Genomic DNA, 14,356 nt, shown 5'->3' with positions numbered 1-14,356 from the left:
AATTGCTATGTATGAACTAATAACGAAAAAAAATACAGGCAAATTTATAGCCAAAATTGAGCCGAAAAGTATATATTTGCCTGCAAAATTTAATATTTTTGAGAAATGAGAACAATAGAAAATCATCAAGGGTTCAGACTTCGGTTCGGTGAGTTTCCGGATTTGCTGTTCACCGCCACCGATACCCGAACTTATTTTGACATGACACACTATCTGCAATCCGTGAAACTGGAACCGGAAGAAAAGATTGCCGAATTTATCGCAGGGTTCGCCTTGTGGATAGACCTTTTGGGCAAGATGTACGGCATACCGCCGGACGAACGATTTGCCGTCGATGCTGCCACGGAACACTCTCTGGCGGAAGAATCTTTCGCCCTGCCGTTCCTTTGCTGTACCGACCCTGCATTCGGCATGTACCTGCTGGAGAGCATGTCGCAGATGATGTTGACCGGTCTCGTGTGTTCCGACTCCTACATCTTCATACAAGCGCAACAACGGTTTACCCATGAAGAACTGGTCTCCACACCAAACACCAATGAGTTATGAAAATGAAAGGTCCATTTTTACCGTCGAAGCAGTTGCTGGTCTTCAACGGAGCGTATGTACTCATCGCTGTGGTACGCTCGCTGCACAGCGCGGCGGATTTTTCAGGTATCAATCTCCAAAGCATATCGTTTTCCTGCACAGGCAAGTATGTGGCCACCGGAGGCTTCTATTTCCGGCACGCGCATCCCGATGTGCAAATTGAACTTTCGGATATCGATAACCTGACATTGCAGGAGTACGACCGCCTTTGCGGAGTGGAGCGTCGCTATTTCACAGTACGTGAGATCGCACACAAACGGCAGGCGTATGACGAGCGGCGCAAGGAGTTCCGGAAATTCTGCAAACAACGTGATTTAGAAGGAAAAGAGATGAAAAGTAATACAAAATGAAAAGTAGCACAATACCATGTGAAGAGTATCCGATAAGGGTGCTGTTCAACGATGACAAAACCTTGGCATGGGTGAATCTGCATGACCTCTGCAAAGTATTGGGACGGGAAGAACTGCTGACCGACAAGGCGGCCATCCGCCAGTTGCCCTCCAGTATTCAGATTCCGTTCCGCAAGAAAGGACGCGAGATGTGGGCCATCAGCCCATACGATGTCTATAAGCTGATCCGCCCTATGCGGCGCGAAAATTCCATCGCGGCAAAGAAGTGCGCCGCAGTGGAGACCTGGCTGAATGAACTGCTCGAAGATGCGGCCATACAGTCTGCCAAAGCAACGCAGCACACGACGCAGGAAGACGTGGTGTTCAGCTATCAGGACCATCCGATTTCTTTTCGTGCCGCCAACAACAAGATGATGATCAACGCCACGCAGATGGCACGCAGTTTCGGCGTACTTCCGGCAGAGATTCTGCGCAAGGCGGATTTCGTCCGCTACCGCCAGCATCTGGTCGAGAAGGGCATCTCGGAGAGCCTCGACAGCCAGATATTCACTACGCGCGGCCGGAACAACGGGGCGACATGGATCGATGAAGAACTGGCGATGGAGTTCGCCCGGCAGTTGTCGCCGGAGTTCTCGCAGTGGTGCAACACGAAAATCAACGAACTGATGACACGGGGGTATGCCACGTTGGAACCCCGACCTGAAAGCGGCATGAACACCACAGAGAATCTGCCTGTGCCGCAAAGCCTCGACGAGGCGCAGCAGATGATTATCGCCCAACGGCATGAAATACACCTGCAACAGGAACGCATCGACGCCGATTCCTACAAGGTGGAGTTTTACGACAACCTGATTGAGGGACGGGACTTTTATTCGACGACATGGCTTGCGCAGGAGCTGAACACGACACCCCGGCAGTTGCATCAGTTTCTTGCTGAGAAAGGCATCTGCAAGTTCTCTAAAAACCAGTGGGTGGCCTTCATGCCGTATCGAAGCTGGCAGATCGACATGCCGTATTACTGGAATAACCTGCGCACCGGCAAGTGTTATGCGGCCGGAACACGGAAGCGGTGGAGCAAGATCGGCCGTGACCAGATTCTCGAACTGTGGAGCAAAGAGCCGCCACGACAACCGGAACTGCCGTCCGGACGCCGGCGGGTGGAGAACCCGTACAGCCATCTGACGGAAGGTGTGGATTATTTCACACCCACACAACTGGCCCGGGAAATTGGTATTTCAGCCAGCCGCATGAGTAGATTCCTGGAAGATAGCGGCATTTGTCGGTTCGTGAAAAAGCAATGGACAGTCCTGCCGGAATACCGGGAATGGCAAATCAACGTGCCGTACTATTGGACGAATCCTAAAACCCAGAAACGATGGGCATTCGGTACCCGTAAGCGATGGTCATTACTCGGTCGGGAGAAAATCATCGAATTGTGGAACAGAAGAAATGCCGAACAACAACCGAAGGAAGCAGAATGAGCAAGGAACTGACCGAGAAGATTTCAAGGGCGACGGGACGCTATCCCGTGAGCTGCGACTGTCCCCGTTGCCGGAGACAATGCCTGACACCTTGTCTGGGCACACCGGAAGACATCTGGCGACTGATAGAGGCCGGATATGAGGAAAGACTGCGGATTACATTCTGGGCTGTCGGTATGCTGGTCGGAGCCATCCCGTTCCCGATACTGATGGTGCAGGCCCTCCAGACGCAGCGCGGCTGCATATTCTGGAAGAACGGGCTGTGTGAACTGCATGACCTGAAACTCAAACCGACGGAAGGGCGTCTGTCGTATCATATCCTCATGGAAAAGAGTATCTGTTTTAGCAAATCACTGAGCTGGAACGTGGCAAAAGAGTGGATCAACATGGAAAACATCCCGCTTGTTACCCGAATCCTGCAACGTATAACAAAATGAAAACCGCATGAAACACAAAGGAAAAAGTAACAGTTCATTCCGGCACCCGAAACAGGTGCTGCTGTTCGGCCACACACGCATACTGGTCGCCGTATTCAAGTCGATGCAGTCGTGCGCCGAAATCACCGGAACATCCGTCAAGACGGTCAGCCGGGCCTGCAAAGGCGAATATGCACAGGCGGCGGGATTCTATTTCCGGCGGTTACATCCGGACGTGGAGATTGAAATGGCAGACCTCGATACGCTTTCTCTGGAGGAGTATGACCGGCTCTGCGGCGAAGTGCGCCGCTATCTGCCCAAAGAGGAGGTAAAGGCTTTCAGGGAGAAGTTCGAGCAGACCTACGGGCATAGGAAAAGTCCCGATGGAGGCTGACCGGCTACTATTTCCGATTCTATAAAACAGAAAAGTAAGATGCAGTAATATATTATATATACTATACTACTATCTTACTTTTCTCTTTTTATCTACTAAAAGAAAAACATAGCGAACCCCTTTAGGGGTGAGCATTAAAGGGTATAAATAAACACTGGAGCGTAGCGGAAGTGCTTTATTTATACCCTCTACCTTGCTTCTTCTTTAGAAGAAGATAGAGAATACCGATACATGGAAATACTTCCAGTATATGATTTTATTTTTAAGTGTGCTCTATTTATGGATTTTGCAATCGTGTGTCGGTATTGGTTTTGTTTCCTACCGATACCGATATGCAAATTGCTAAATAAGCAAAAAGATTTTTTATAAATATTTTGTTTCGGATAAGTTGGCTATCTTTGCCGCCCAATCACATTAAACAGTTGGTAATAAATAATTTATTTATGATGGGCAAGCAATTTATATATGAAGAAATCAAAACGAAAATCTTGCAGTGGGTCGAGGAAGACAAGCAGCGGATGATTGAGCTTTGCTCCGCCCTCGTCCGGTGCAAGACAGCCGATCCGCCGGGCGATACCCGCGATGCAATGGAGTTGGTCGAACAATATATGAAGCAGGCGAAGTTGCCTTACAGGACGCTTGCCATTCAGGAGTCGCTGCCGAATCTGATCTCTTCGGTCGAATTATCCGGAAAGGGTCGGCACGTAATGTTCAACGGACACCTCGACACGATGCCCGCAGGAGAAGAACCGGGATGGACGGACGATCCGTGGAGCGGCAAGGTCGCAGACGGAATGGTCTGGGGACGCGGTGCAGGCGATATGAAGGGCGGCGTTGCGGCCATGCTCTTCGCCTACACGTATGTCGCCCGGCTGAAAGCGTATCTTCCTGGCAAGGTCTCCATCTCGCTCGTCTCCGACGAGGAAACGGGCTATGGTCGGGGAACGGGTTATCTGTTCGAGCGGATTCCCTCAGAGATGGCGGCGGACTGCGTATTCTCGGCCGAACCCTCCGGCACGGAGGCCGTCAGCTTCGCCTCGAAGGGCTACATGCAGTATTCCGTCCGTATTGCGACACCCGGCGCCATAGCCGGTTATTCCAACGATTCGCGCAGCGCTATCCGGATCGCCGCCGACATCATCCGCGATTTGGACGAGCTGGAACATATCGAAATAACGCTTCCGCCGCTTCTTGCCGAAAAACTGGCGGATGCCGAATGGGTAAAGCGGCATACGGAACTGCGCGGTGCAGGGCATGCCGAACAACTGAGCCGGATAACGACCGACATCTGTACCGTGCGTGGCGGCACTCTGCTCTGTGTAATCGCCCCCGACTGCACGTTCTCTGCCACGACCGTCATTCCCGTGGGTACGGATCCTTATGCCGTGTTCCGCAAGATCCGTGAAATCGTAGCACGCTATCCCGAGGCCGAACTCTTTTGGGAGGGTATCGACTCCGCCGACATCTCCGATCCGGACGGCGAAGCGGCGCACATGCTGCAAGATGCGGCCGAGGAACTGATCGGGCGCCGTCCAGTCATGACGCCCGACATTGCCATCAGCGACTGCCGTTATTGGAGATACAAGGGGACGCCGGCCTATTGGTACGGTCCCGACAGCTGGCGGTGCAGTGCTGCCGACGAATCGGTGTCAGTCGAGGAAATTTTTCATGTAGCCGCCACTCATGCCCTTGCTGCCGTAAAGTTTCTCATGGCGAAAAAGACGAGCGGACGCAAAACGAATCATTCGTTCATCGTGCCGCCGAGAAACACGGATTTCACCGCCGAAATAAAAACGCTGCCGGCAGTTCGTGTCGCCTACACCCGCCATACCGCTTCGGGGTTCGGCGACAAAGAGCTTGTTCCTGTAATAGAAAACGGGCTCTATGAACTCTACCGTGCACTCAACGCCCAGGGTGCAGCCATCGGAGCGATAGGCATGGCCCTATACGAAATGCGCCGGCTTCCGAACGGGTATGAAGTCGATGTCGTTACGGCATATCCGGTCGGCAACGAAGCAATCGCAGGCGACGGTTACGAGGTAATGGTGTTGCCTTCCGTCGAGGCTGCCGTTGCTGTCCATAGAGGCCCTTTGAAAACCATTGGCAAAACATGGCGCGAACTTGGCAAACAGGTAAAAAGACAAGGATTGAAACCGGGACGGCAATATCGCGAGGTGTATATCCTCGGCGATCCCAATCCCGAACCGCTGTGGATAACGGAGTTGCAGCAGACAATCGAATGATGTTATATTGCATTACAAGAGTTCTACCAATCGAAAGTTCATTCTTGATTTGTTTATGGGATAACTTCCATAAACAAATCACTTGGCTAATATTTTAACTTTGCTAATTGTTCTTTTCGCTTCTCCTGTAATTGTAAAGCGAGTTTTTTCATACTCTCTTCATCCGGAGAATAGTTACCGGCTTTGGCGCGCTTTATATCTCTCCGACGTCCTTTATCCGTCGTTTTACAAACCTTCCAGAACTCTTTCAAGTAGTAATACACGGTCTCTTCAGAACGGGAGACAGCACCGGCACCCAGTTCCTTCAAAATATACCTTCGGAGTTCCTCCATCGGTTCCCGATACCGGGAATAATTCCCGTTATTGAAATACTTCACTCCTTTGGCCTTGCCTTGCTCGATGGTCTTGCATACCTCCCAGAATTCGTCCAGGTAGTAGTAGCCTTTTCCTGCCGGAACCAGATAATTGACAGGCTCGATCCGTTTGTAAAACCCGTTCCAAAGGACACCGGCCTTTTCCAGCTCTTTTGCCAGCTCCTCACGCTGTCCGACATTGATAGGCTCCAACTGGTAATCTTCTGCCGGTCCGACGACTTCACGCAACGAATAACGCACCGGGCCGTCCTCCGGTTTCATGCAGTACATGACAATCCGTCCCTCGGCATCGATTTCCCGAAACACGCCGTAGCCGATTTTCCGACCCAATACGCTGATCTGGTACTGGACATTTTCTTTGGGTATTTCGCGCGGTCTGATTCTGTTGCGCCATCGGTTCCAAACCAATCCCTCCCGATAAAGCGCCCGTTGCAGACGGAGAACCGACTCCTCGTCGGCTATCTCCAACGAGGTATATTCGAAACATCCGGAAGAGGTGTTCAATTCCTCTCCTCTGATCGAGACGTACAAGCATACGGATTGATTTACTCCTACCGTTTCGACAATCCCTGAAATCCCTTGCCCCACAAGGTCCACGACATCACCGCGCCGGGGCATATCCGTCTCGAACCATTGGCGGAATTGCTCGTATGTTACGGGCAAACGCTTGTCGGGCGTTCCATCGATGGAGACCACAAAACGTCGCTGGGCACAAAACTGTTCTATGGCCAGTTCGTGCGTCTCATTCTCCGGTCTGTAACATCGGAAGAAATCATGGATTGCCGACTTGCATTTACTCATACGGTAAGGGCATCTATAAATTATATACAGGTTTACTTTAGGCAAAGATATAGATTGTCGTGGAAAAGCGGACTTAAATTATCAATTTTCTTTTTAGGGAAACCTAATAAAAGTTTCAACAAAAAATTCGATAATACATTAGCACACAAATTTCTATGCAAGACTATATATGCGACCGGCTATACAAAACCCCCACACAAGAACATTTTTAGCGTCCGAATTATAACGGTATAATCGTATCGTCCAAAGCAATAAATAATAAGCATCGATAAAATCCGGAAGAAACAACGGACCGACGGTAATGCTTGCAAAGTCTGTCTATAACCGGACATGCTTCCTCCTATGCAAAGCACATGCTGTTTTGAGCAAATAATCCCCCGGAATCATGTCAAACTTTGAACAAAAAAGTCAGAGCCAAAAACGGGACTTGAAAATCAGGCCGTAGGGCGCGTATCGAATCCGCACCGGAGGTAGTACCCACCCCGTTCTTTTTAAAATTATTAGTATGCTGTTATTCAGTATTTTAATGCCTTCACTTTGTAGAAAAGTGAAACTAAAAGTCTATAAATAGACCTTTGATTCTTTCGGATTGAAAGCAAAAAATTTTTCTCCCTTGTTTTTTAGTCTGTTTTTAACTCGCAAATAATTGACTATCAATATATATAGTTTTTCTTTCAGTCTGTTTTTAAGCATTGAACCCTATATTTTTTTGAAAAAAAAATTTTCTTTTCTGTAATAGATTGATTTTCAATCGAATAAAAACAACCCTCGCGCGCGGGCGTTCACTCTCATTTTAGAGCCGTTTTTTGATTCAAGCGAAAAAAAATATTTGGAGGATTAGAAACTTTGTGTTATTGTTGAATTGAACCGAAAGGGAAACAGCCCCGACAAACAGACGGGGAAAACAGAAACAAAAAATATACAGACTTTCAAAAGCGACACAACCGCAACAAGTCTGTAAATAGTAAAAACAAAAAAAGTCAGTAAGTAAGAAACAGACAGCAAAAACCGCAACAGCGAGAAACAAAGAGCCTTTTTTGTGGGAAACCTATTTTTGTAGCTCGGACAAACAAAAATTCGCCTGTTCGCTTTGGAGCGATTAAAGAGGGTGTCAAACAACCACACCGCGCAGGACTACAAACCAATGTAGCAAGTCGGAACGGTCGAAATACGTGTATTTTGTCCGCATACGCAAAGCCCGTGAATTTGGGAGGGCGAGAGTCGTATGGAAAAGGGAGGCGATAAAATAATGCCATAAGTCTGCCCTTGCGCAGCCGGAGATAAAAATCGCTATGCGGTAAAAACAATCCGCACGGAGCTTGAGAAAAGAGCATTGCCAATGTCATGCCCATAATCACCAGCCGCCAACCGCCCGAATGTTAGCTGCCCCGTTGGAAAAGACGGGGGACGTGCCAAAGAAGCACCCGTCGAAATTGGAGTAGTCGGGCTTGCCATGACAGCGGAAAATCGTCTTTGCGTGTGAACGATGCAAATATAGGGCTTTTTTCCGAAATAGCGAGTATAGGGCGCGTTTTAGTGAGGTGCAAATTGAGATGAAATCTGCACGCTATCGGGTGAAAGGTAGCGTGCGATTTTTGGGCACGCACAGGTCGTGCCGTTTTGCCATCCGCAGAACGTGCGGTTCGATTCCGCAGTGCCCTCAATATGCACTATCGCATAGAAACCAACTAAATTTTATCATTATGGCAATCAGTAAGTTAAATGCAGAACAGTTTGCAAACATGGCAGTTAATGCCGCAGGTGTGGTTTTCGAGTATGCCGGCAAAGACGGCAAAAACACGGCTATGCACTTTTTCGGTGCCGATTACGAAGCGACCGTGAAAACGCAGGACGAAATGTTCCGTGTACTGCGTAACGTGGTAACGACTTTCTGGGAAGTGAAGACGAAAGAATCGCTGCTCCGTGAATCGAACGACGGTATCCGCTCGAAACTCCGTGCAGGAACTCCGCACCGGCTCATCATTCGCACCTCCGCAGGCATTACGGTCAAAGTCTTCGACCTCGATGCGAGCGTATGGGCGCGAATCGGGTTAATGCCGACCAAAAAGGACTTGGAACGCTCTGCCCGCGACCGCAAGAAGTACATCCACAATGCCACCAAAGCACTCATGGAGGCACTGAATTTCCGTGTGGAACTGCCCAAAGACATCGCCCAGCCCGAAGAGGTGCAGACCGAACAGCCTGCCGAACAACCTGTTGCCGAAAGTGCGACATCCGTAGCCGTTGCCGAAACGGTGGCGGAACAGCCTGCCCGCAGACGTGGCAGAAAACCGAGAAACGGAGCGGAAACCGTAGCGATAGCAGCGTAACGGCATAACGAACCCTATACAATCGAAGCAGGACAGCGTGCAGAAAATGTGCGCTGTCTTTCTTGTTTCATGCCATGTATAAACTCATCGCTTTCAATGAAGTGGCGGAAAATTTTTCTGCCCACTTTGCGCTCGGCATCTCTCCGTATTTCGACCGCTGTAAAAGCCATGAAACGGGGATGCTGCACTTCATCACGCACAAATTTGTGCGGTACTTATGCCAGAATTGCGGATATGAACGCACCGAATCGTTAGAGAATTTCGTGTGCCGGAGATATAGCCCGCAGGCGTGGAAATTCCTCAAAAAACTAATGTAACAAGAACAGAATATGATAGACGTATATAACAATGCCGGAACTGAGAGTTACGGCTGCTTCAAGCATTTCAAAGCTGCCAAACCCACGCTGAAACGTTTGGGTGAAGCAGGCGTGCAAAGTGTAACGGTCAGCAGTTTTCGCGGGCGCAACCTCATGCGGGTATATCGTGTGCTCATCAACGAGAGGTGCCGTATCATTAAAATGCCGATACTGCCACCATCGCCGACGCCGGCGGCATAACGCAGTGTGAAATAATCGGTGCAGGCACGGGCGGAAACTCGTGCCTTTTTTATGCCCGATTGCAGTCGAACCGTAATAATCAAAGCCATGAAAAAGATAATCGCCTTTGCCCGCAAACGGCAGGACGCCATTCTGAACACGGTATTTGTCGCAGGCTTGCTCTTGCTCGTCTGGGTCGGAATCCGCGTGCTGACAGCTCCGTGTGCTCCTTGTTTCGGATTCTGAAACAGGTCGGATACGTGCAATCTGAACTTATGCCGACAAAAAAATATGCCCGAATTCCGACCGGATTATTCGGATAGCATCTATTCTTTAACAAATTCCGATTTGCCGATGGAAACAAAAGAACTTACTACCCACCAGCGCGGAGTAATCCTGCGCGGAATATGCGGCGGTGCTGCGCTGAAAGGCAAATCACCGCTTATCTCAGAAAACAACACTGTCATAACCTGTGCCCATGCACTAAATGTTTGGGACATCTGCTGCATCAGTTCCGATGCCGAGGCTTTTGGTCTAAAAGCAAAATTCGGTTATGACGGTCAAACCATAATAACTTTTACACATAAGAAATAAATGGCGGAAATCATAAAAACAAACGGGACGCGCCAATCGGTGCAACCTGCCAATGGAACCGACTTTACGCTGGAAGAAATGCAGGCAATAGTCGGCGGAGACATCGAACTTGTATTTCTGGACGAAACGGAAATCATGGTCGTGAACGAAGAGGGAAAAATAAACGACCTCGCATATAACCCTGAGGCAACACGCATTTTCAAAGAAAACTACCCGAGTATATCAGACTACATTGTCGGGGATGTGCTCGTGTGCAATGACGAACAAATCAAGTAGCTATGGATAAAGATAAAATAACGCTCGACAAGCTGAAAAAGGAGTACATGGAAAGCGATGTGTGCATGGGAGAAATGCTACTATCCATACCTGCCAACGGATTGTCCATTGAAGAGGCGTTTGAACTGAGTATCGCAGCCAAAAAGTGGGCGGATGGAGATCGTTTTTATAGGGTTATTGATGACGGAGAGCCAGAGGAGCTTGGAGTATAAAACAGAGAAGAAAAATGAGCAGATACGATTTTATAAGATTCGGCGGTTACGTCCAATGGGCTGATGACAGCACGGACACCCTCCGCAAAATGCAAGTATGCTTGCCAGTAAAAGACCCTGTTAGCGCCGACACGTTAATAGAACTCATTTCCACGGACGAGGATAATCCTGAAGAAGTTGGAGTTTCCTATTCTGTAAGGGCTGCCGAACTGCTTCCTTGGCTGGACTTGTCCAGTAATGGATATTGGCAAGCTATGATGGCGGCAGAAACAAACGGCGCCGGGATGAATGTGCTGTCTGCCATGCTCAAAGAGTCTCAACTTTGCCTGATGGAAAGTATCGTATTGATGCTCCAGAACGATGCTTACAGGCTGTTTTCGGTTCTTTGCCACAATTTCCCGGAGGTGGAAGATATGTTCCAGACCATAACGTGGGAGAATAGAGAATATTTAGCAAGGAAACTGACCATATTCCGGGGAACACACGATGAAGAAGATGTTCTGGTATCCTTGATAAGTTTGGAAAACAGGCTGATTGACGATAAGACTGGAGCACCTATTTCGGATGAGGCAGAGGAGGTGGATGGAGAGATATACTACTATCTCTCGAACGAAGAGATGCTGCTGCCAGACGAGCAGGTTATCCCTGTTGTGGAAAGTGCATAAAGAATCACAAATAATGGCAGATAAGATATTGCAAATGTTTTTCGACATCGAGCGATGGACGAAAGCAATCGAGAAAGGTGTGGGCAAAGACATCCGGAAAGACCAGCTCATCCGGCTGACCGACGAACATACCCGGCTGGCAATGGCTGAAGCCATGATGCTGGGAAAGTATGAAATCTCGCCGCCCCATACGGCTCAAATACCCAAAGACAACGGCGAGTTCCGCACAGTGTATGTAAACGAGCCGATGGACCGTGTGATACTCAGTATCGCCAACGACCTCCTGTTTGACTTGATGCCTGAAATGCTCCACGAAACCTGCAAGTCCTACCAGACAGGAATAGGCTGCGGCCGAGTGGTTACCGAAGTCAGTCATCAAATCGTGAACGCTGCAAAGAACGGAGTTTTGGGCTGGAAAGCCGACCTCTCGAAGTATTTTGACAGTGTACCGATTCAATTCGTCGATGAGGCATTCGATAAGGTTGAGGCCAAACACGGCCGCTCGGTTCTCATCGACGTACTCCGCAAATACTACCATTCGGACCTCTACTTCGACGAGCACAACACCCTCCAAAGCCGCTACCAGTCCCTCAAGCAGGGCTGCGCCGTAGCAAGCTGGCTGGCCGATGTGCTCCTGTACGACCTCGACACAGAATTGTCGGGACTGAACGGCTACTATGTACGCTATTCGGATGACATGCTCTTTGTCGGTGCCGACTATGAAAAAGCAATGGAACTGCTCCAAAAGCGACTTGCCGGAAAGTCCATGAAGCTCAATCCGAAAAAGGTGGAGTACCTTACCGCAGACAACTGGTTCAAATTTCTCGGGTACAGCATCAAAGGCAAGATGATTTCGCTCTCATCCAGCCGTATCAAAACCTTCCAGAAAGAGATCGAGCAACGAACGATTCGCTGTCGGGACACGACGCTGACGAAAGCCGTCCATGCCGTGAACCGTTACCTGTACAAGGGCAACGGCGAGTTCAGTTGGGCGACACAGATTCTTCCCGTATGTAACGTGCGGAAAGACCTTGACCAACTGAATATGTTTGTCATGGATTGTCTGCGGGCAGTTGCAACCGGCAAACGCAAAGTCGGAGGTCTGGGATATGTCAGAAACAAGTCTGACGGATGTATCGTCCGGGGGCGTGGTCGCAATGTGAAAGCAAATCGCTCCAAAACCGGAGGCAACATCCCCGGCTACCTGACGATTGGCTGCATGCGGAATGCCATGCTGACAAGTCGAGCTGCGTACAACACGCTGGTAGCATCACTGTAACAATGCCGAGTACACGGCAAGCTGATGAAGGGCTGGAATTCATATTACAGGTAATTTAACCAGAATTATCCTGAGTGAAATCCGGTTTATCGACCGGTTTCACTCAGGATTTCTTCTGGCAATAGCCTGTAACCATCAAAGTGATAAAGTAATGTGCCATCCAGCCAGACATCTGCACGAAAGAAACTGAAACACATCAGCAGAAGTTCGAGGAATGAGTTTGAGATTCCCGCGCGTAACCCAGCTCTATCGAGAGTCTTGAAGGTGATCGAACCATCACCTTCAGACTCCTCAAGAGCTTGGCTCTCGCGGGCAACATCAAGCAAATAAAGAAATGTGCCGTCATTATGAGAACTTCTTCTTTAGCACAAAAAGCATGATTCAAGGAATATGATTCAATATGCCGATATTCTGAGGATCATGAGAAGCTGAGTACACAGCTACAAAAAAAGTCAAGGTCGGAATTTCAGTTATGCAGCTCTTGAACTTGCGGCCTGAGCTGCCCCCTCCATCCGAATGGATGGAGGAGAGCAAAGGCCAGCAGAACAGAGCTGCGCACATCAGGAAAATAAAGGAATGTACCGTCCGAATGAGATTTCAGCACGGAAAACTGCGGTTCAGGGGACAAGAATCAGCGTGCCGCAAGCAATGAAGTCCCGGCAATGACGTCGTTATTCACTATCAGGAACACGACGTCGCTGCCCGGACTTCAAATCGCGGCGCACATCGACATATTAAAGCAACGTGCCACGATCCTAAGAACCGCAAAACTTAGCACAAAGTGAAAAGGTCAAGGTCAGGAGTTTAATGGTGCAGCTAATAACATCAAGGACCGTAGTCCAAGGCATCTGATTAGATGCCTGTGGACAAGGTCCGTAGCTGAATAGCTGCTCATATCGAACTGATAAAGCAATGTGCCGGCCTGATTGAGACTTACGGGCAACGCAGCCCGATTTTGCACGAGGAATCGAATTTAACATACAGTATTCTACCTGGATCCTGACCAGGCGATTACCTGGTTCTGGATCCAGGACAGACTGTAGTCATCAACGCTATAAAGCCATGCGTCAGCGATTCGAGTGCATTTAATGACAAACAATTTAACCAGATAAAAAATGAACGTAAAAGACATTGAAATCGGAAACTGGTACCATATCTCGGGAGATATAGATAACGGGACCAGGGACGGGAAGCCATACACCTCCCATGACGAAGTTACACGGAGAATCAAACGGGTAACGGACACCCACATCATCTGCGAGTGCGACAGGAAATTCCTGATTAACGACAATCTGAAGCTGAGCATTCCCGCCTTCAGAAGAACGGACATAGCCAATTCATAGGAGCTATGGACAATATCTATCAGGAAACTGTCCGTGCTGTAGAGAACGGGGCGCGTTTCAAGGTCGACTTCCAAACGCGAAGTCTCAAAGTAAACGGCAAGTACGTCATCCGGGACGGCTCGTATGAAGGCGTTCTCGGAGTGCCGCATTGCAGTGAAGAGGAGTTCTTCTCGAAAGTGGAAGAACTGTACCGTCGTTACAAGCACTCGATTCCGTCGGAACGCAGCGAGAGTACATCGCGCCGCTATTTCATGGCATTGCCGGAAAGGGAACTGAATGACGATGACATGCTCTATGGAGAGCGGCGCGACAAATCACAAATCGAACTGGAACTATTCATCCTCTGCCAACTGCTCGGCGGCTTCAAATGGAATCCCGAGAAGTTCGGCAGGTGGTTCTGGCAGAGCAAAGAAGACAAGGATCTGGTAATACTCAGACAATGGGTAGAGCCGAATAATAATCAATCAACTATTTAAT

General features: G+C 49.1%; 16 protein-coding genes. 14 read left to right on the top strand and 2 right to left on the bottom strand.

Features of this window, described 5'->3' with window-relative positions; genetic code table 11:
• Positions 1 to 105: 105 nt before the first annotated feature.
• From ACGHVY_RS09995 to ACGHVY_RS09970, 6 genes are all read left to right on the top strand, one after another.
• The gene (locus ACGHVY_RS09995; RefSeq protein ID WP_390598755.1) at positions 106 to 546 is read left to right on the top strand and encodes a hypothetical protein; all 441 of its coding nucleotides are present in this window, start codon (positions 106 to 108) and stop codon (positions 544 to 546) included.
• Between the two features lie 2 nt (positions 547 to 548).
• On the top strand, positions 549 to 935 hold the full coding sequence (locus ACGHVY_RS09990) for a hypothetical protein (protein WP_390598754.1): 387 nt from the start codon (positions 549 to 551) through the stop codon (positions 933 to 935).
• Positions 932 to 2,416, top strand: a complete 1,485-nt coding sequence (locus ACGHVY_RS09985; protein ID WP_390598753.1) for a KilA-N domain-containing protein — start codon at positions 932 to 934, stop codon at positions 2,414 to 2,416. Before ACGHVY_RS09990 ends, ACGHVY_RS09985 begins: the two co-directional genes overlap by 4 nt.
• The gene (locus tag ACGHVY_RS09980; RefSeq protein ID WP_390598752.1) at positions 2,371 to 2,853 is read left to right on the top strand and encodes a hypothetical protein; all 483 of its coding nucleotides are present in this window, start codon (positions 2,371 to 2,373) and stop codon (positions 2,851 to 2,853) included. Before ACGHVY_RS09985 ends, ACGHVY_RS09980 begins: the two co-directional genes overlap by 46 nt.
• Positions 2,854 to 2,956: 103 nt before the next feature.
• Positions 2,957 to 3,226 (top strand): hypothetical protein, encoded by a 270-nt coding sequence (locus ACGHVY_RS09975; RefSeq protein ID WP_390598751.1) that lies wholly within the window; start codon positions 2,957 to 2,959, stop codon positions 3,224 to 3,226.
• 443 nt (positions 3,227 to 3,669) lie between these two features.
• On the top strand, positions 3,670 to 5,469 hold the full coding sequence (locus ACGHVY_RS09970; RefSeq protein WP_390598750.1) for a M20/M25/M40 family metallo-hydrolase: 1,800 nt from the start codon (positions 3,670 to 3,672) through the stop codon (positions 5,467 to 5,469).
• An 86-nt stretch (positions 5,470 to 5,555) separates the two neighbouring features.
• Here ACGHVY_RS09970 and ACGHVY_RS09965 read toward each other — a convergent pair whose 3' ends face one another.
• Positions 5,556 to 6,644: a hypothetical protein gene (locus ACGHVY_RS09965; RefSeq protein ID WP_390598748.1), complete on the bottom strand. Its 1,089-nt coding sequence runs from the start codon at positions 6,642 to 6,644 to the stop codon at positions 5,556 to 5,558.
• Positions 6,645 to 8,347: 1,703 nt separating this feature from the next.
• On the opposite strand from ACGHVY_RS09965, the gene ACGHVY_RS09960 reads away from it, so the two are divergent.
• Together ACGHVY_RS09960 and ACGHVY_RS09955 are read left to right on the top strand one after the other, a co-directional pair.
• The gene (locus ACGHVY_RS09960) at positions 8,348 to 8,974 is read left to right on the top strand and encodes a hypothetical protein (protein ID WP_390598746.1); all 627 of its coding nucleotides are present in this window, start codon (positions 8,348 to 8,350) and stop codon (positions 8,972 to 8,974) included.
• Positions 8,975 to 9,048: 74 nt separating this feature from the next.
• A complete protein-coding gene (locus ACGHVY_RS09955; RefSeq protein ID WP_099290273.1) occupies positions 9,049 to 9,291 on the top strand; it encodes a hypothetical protein in 243 nt (80 codons plus the stop codon).
• A 47-nt stretch (positions 9,292 to 9,338) separates the two neighbouring features.
• Here ACGHVY_RS09955 and ACGHVY_RS09950 read toward each other — a convergent pair whose 3' ends face one another.
• On the bottom strand, positions 9,339 to 9,776 hold the full coding sequence (locus ACGHVY_RS09950) for a hypothetical protein (RefSeq protein WP_390598744.1): 438 nt from the start codon (positions 9,774 to 9,776) through the stop codon (positions 9,339 to 9,341).
• Positions 9,777 to 9,801: 25 nt separating this feature from the next.
• On the opposite strand from ACGHVY_RS09950, the gene ACGHVY_RS09945 reads away from it, so the two are divergent.
• The 6 genes from ACGHVY_RS09945 to ACGHVY_RS09920 all read left to right on the top strand — a co-directional run bounded on the left by ACGHVY_RS09945 (position 9,802) and on the right by ACGHVY_RS09920 (position 14,355).
• Positions 9,802 to 10,104 (top strand): hypothetical protein, encoded by a 303-nt coding sequence (locus tag ACGHVY_RS09945; RefSeq protein WP_390598743.1) that lies wholly within the window; start codon positions 9,802 to 9,804, stop codon positions 10,102 to 10,104.
• Positions 10,105 to 10,380, top strand: a complete 276-nt coding sequence (locus ACGHVY_RS09940; protein ID WP_390598741.1) for a DUF3846 domain-containing protein — start codon at positions 10,105 to 10,107, stop codon at positions 10,378 to 10,380. It abuts the gene before it with no gap.
• Between the two features lie 2 nt (positions 10,381 to 10,382).
• Positions 10,383 to 10,592: a hypothetical protein gene (locus ACGHVY_RS09935; protein ID WP_390598740.1), complete on the top strand. Its 210-nt coding sequence runs from the start codon at positions 10,383 to 10,385 to the stop codon at positions 10,590 to 10,592.
• Between the two features lie 14 nt (positions 10,593 to 10,606).
• Positions 10,607 to 11,257 (top strand): hypothetical protein, encoded by a 651-nt coding sequence (locus ACGHVY_RS09930; protein WP_390598738.1) that lies wholly within the window; start codon positions 10,607 to 10,609, stop codon positions 11,255 to 11,257.
• A 10-nt stretch (positions 11,258 to 11,267) separates the two neighbouring features.
• The gene (locus ACGHVY_RS09925) at positions 11,268 to 12,536 is read left to right on the top strand and encodes a reverse transcriptase domain-containing protein (RefSeq protein ID WP_390599668.1); all 1,269 of its coding nucleotides are present in this window, start codon (positions 11,268 to 11,270) and stop codon (positions 12,534 to 12,536) included.
• Positions 12,537 to 13,884: 1,348 nt separating this feature from the next.
• Positions 13,885 to 14,355: a hypothetical protein gene (locus ACGHVY_RS09920; protein WP_390598737.1), complete on the top strand. Its 471-nt coding sequence runs from the start codon at positions 13,885 to 13,887 to the stop codon at positions 14,353 to 14,355.
• Position 14,356: the final 1 nt, after the last annotated feature.

Source organism: Bacteroides sp. f07 (genome assembly GCF_042854785.1).
In the GTDB taxonomy this organism is placed as follows: domain Bacteria; phylum Bacteroidota; class Bacteroidia; order Bacteroidales; family Bacteroidaceae; genus Bacteroides.
The sequence above is the reverse complement of the archived record's forward strand: the minus strand, read 5'-3'. Positions and strand labels throughout refer to the sequence as shown.

Coding starts and splice junctions, on each gene's coding strand:
- ACGHVY_RS09995 (WP_390598755.1), top strand. CDS start 106: ATGAGAACAATAGAAAATCATCAAGGGTTCAGACTTCGGTTCGGTGAG.
- ACGHVY_RS09990 (WP_390598754.1), top strand. CDS start 549: ATGAAAGGTCCATTTTTACCGTCGAAGCAGTTGCTGGTCTTCAACGGA.
- ACGHVY_RS09985 (WP_390598753.1), top strand. CDS start 932: ATGAAAAGTAGCACAATACCATGTGAAGAGTATCCGATAAGGGTGCTG.
- ACGHVY_RS09975 (WP_390598751.1), top strand. CDS start 2,957: ATGCAGTCGTGCGCCGAAATCACCGGAACATCCGTCAAGACGGTCAGC.
- ACGHVY_RS09970 (WP_390598750.1), top strand. CDS start 3,670: ATGATGGGCAAGCAATTTATATATGAAGAAATCAAAACGAAAATCTTG.
- ACGHVY_RS09965 (WP_390598748.1), bottom strand. CDS start 6,644: ATGAGTAAATGCAAGTCGGCAATCCATGATTTCTTCCGATGTTACAGA.
- ACGHVY_RS09960 (WP_390598746.1), top strand. CDS start 8,348: ATGGCAATCAGTAAGTTAAATGCAGAACAGTTTGCAAACATGGCAGTT.
- ACGHVY_RS09955 (WP_099290273.1), top strand. CDS start 9,049: ATGTATAAACTCATCGCTTTCAATGAAGTGGCGGAAAATTTTTCTGCC.
- ACGHVY_RS09945 (WP_390598743.1), top strand. CDS start 9,802: ATGCCCGAATTCCGACCGGATTATTCGGATAGCATCTATTCTTTAACA.
- ACGHVY_RS09940 (WP_390598741.1), top strand. CDS start 10,105: ATGGCGGAAATCATAAAAACAAACGGGACGCGCCAATCGGTGCAACCT.
- ACGHVY_RS09935 (WP_390598740.1), top strand. CDS start 10,383: ATGGATAAAGATAAAATAACGCTCGACAAGCTGAAAAAGGAGTACATG.
- ACGHVY_RS09930 (WP_390598738.1), top strand. CDS start 10,607: ATGAGCAGATACGATTTTATAAGATTCGGCGGTTACGTCCAATGGGCT.
- ACGHVY_RS09920 (WP_390598737.1), top strand. CDS start 13,885: ATGGACAATATCTATCAGGAAACTGTCCGTGCTGTAGAGAACGGGGCG.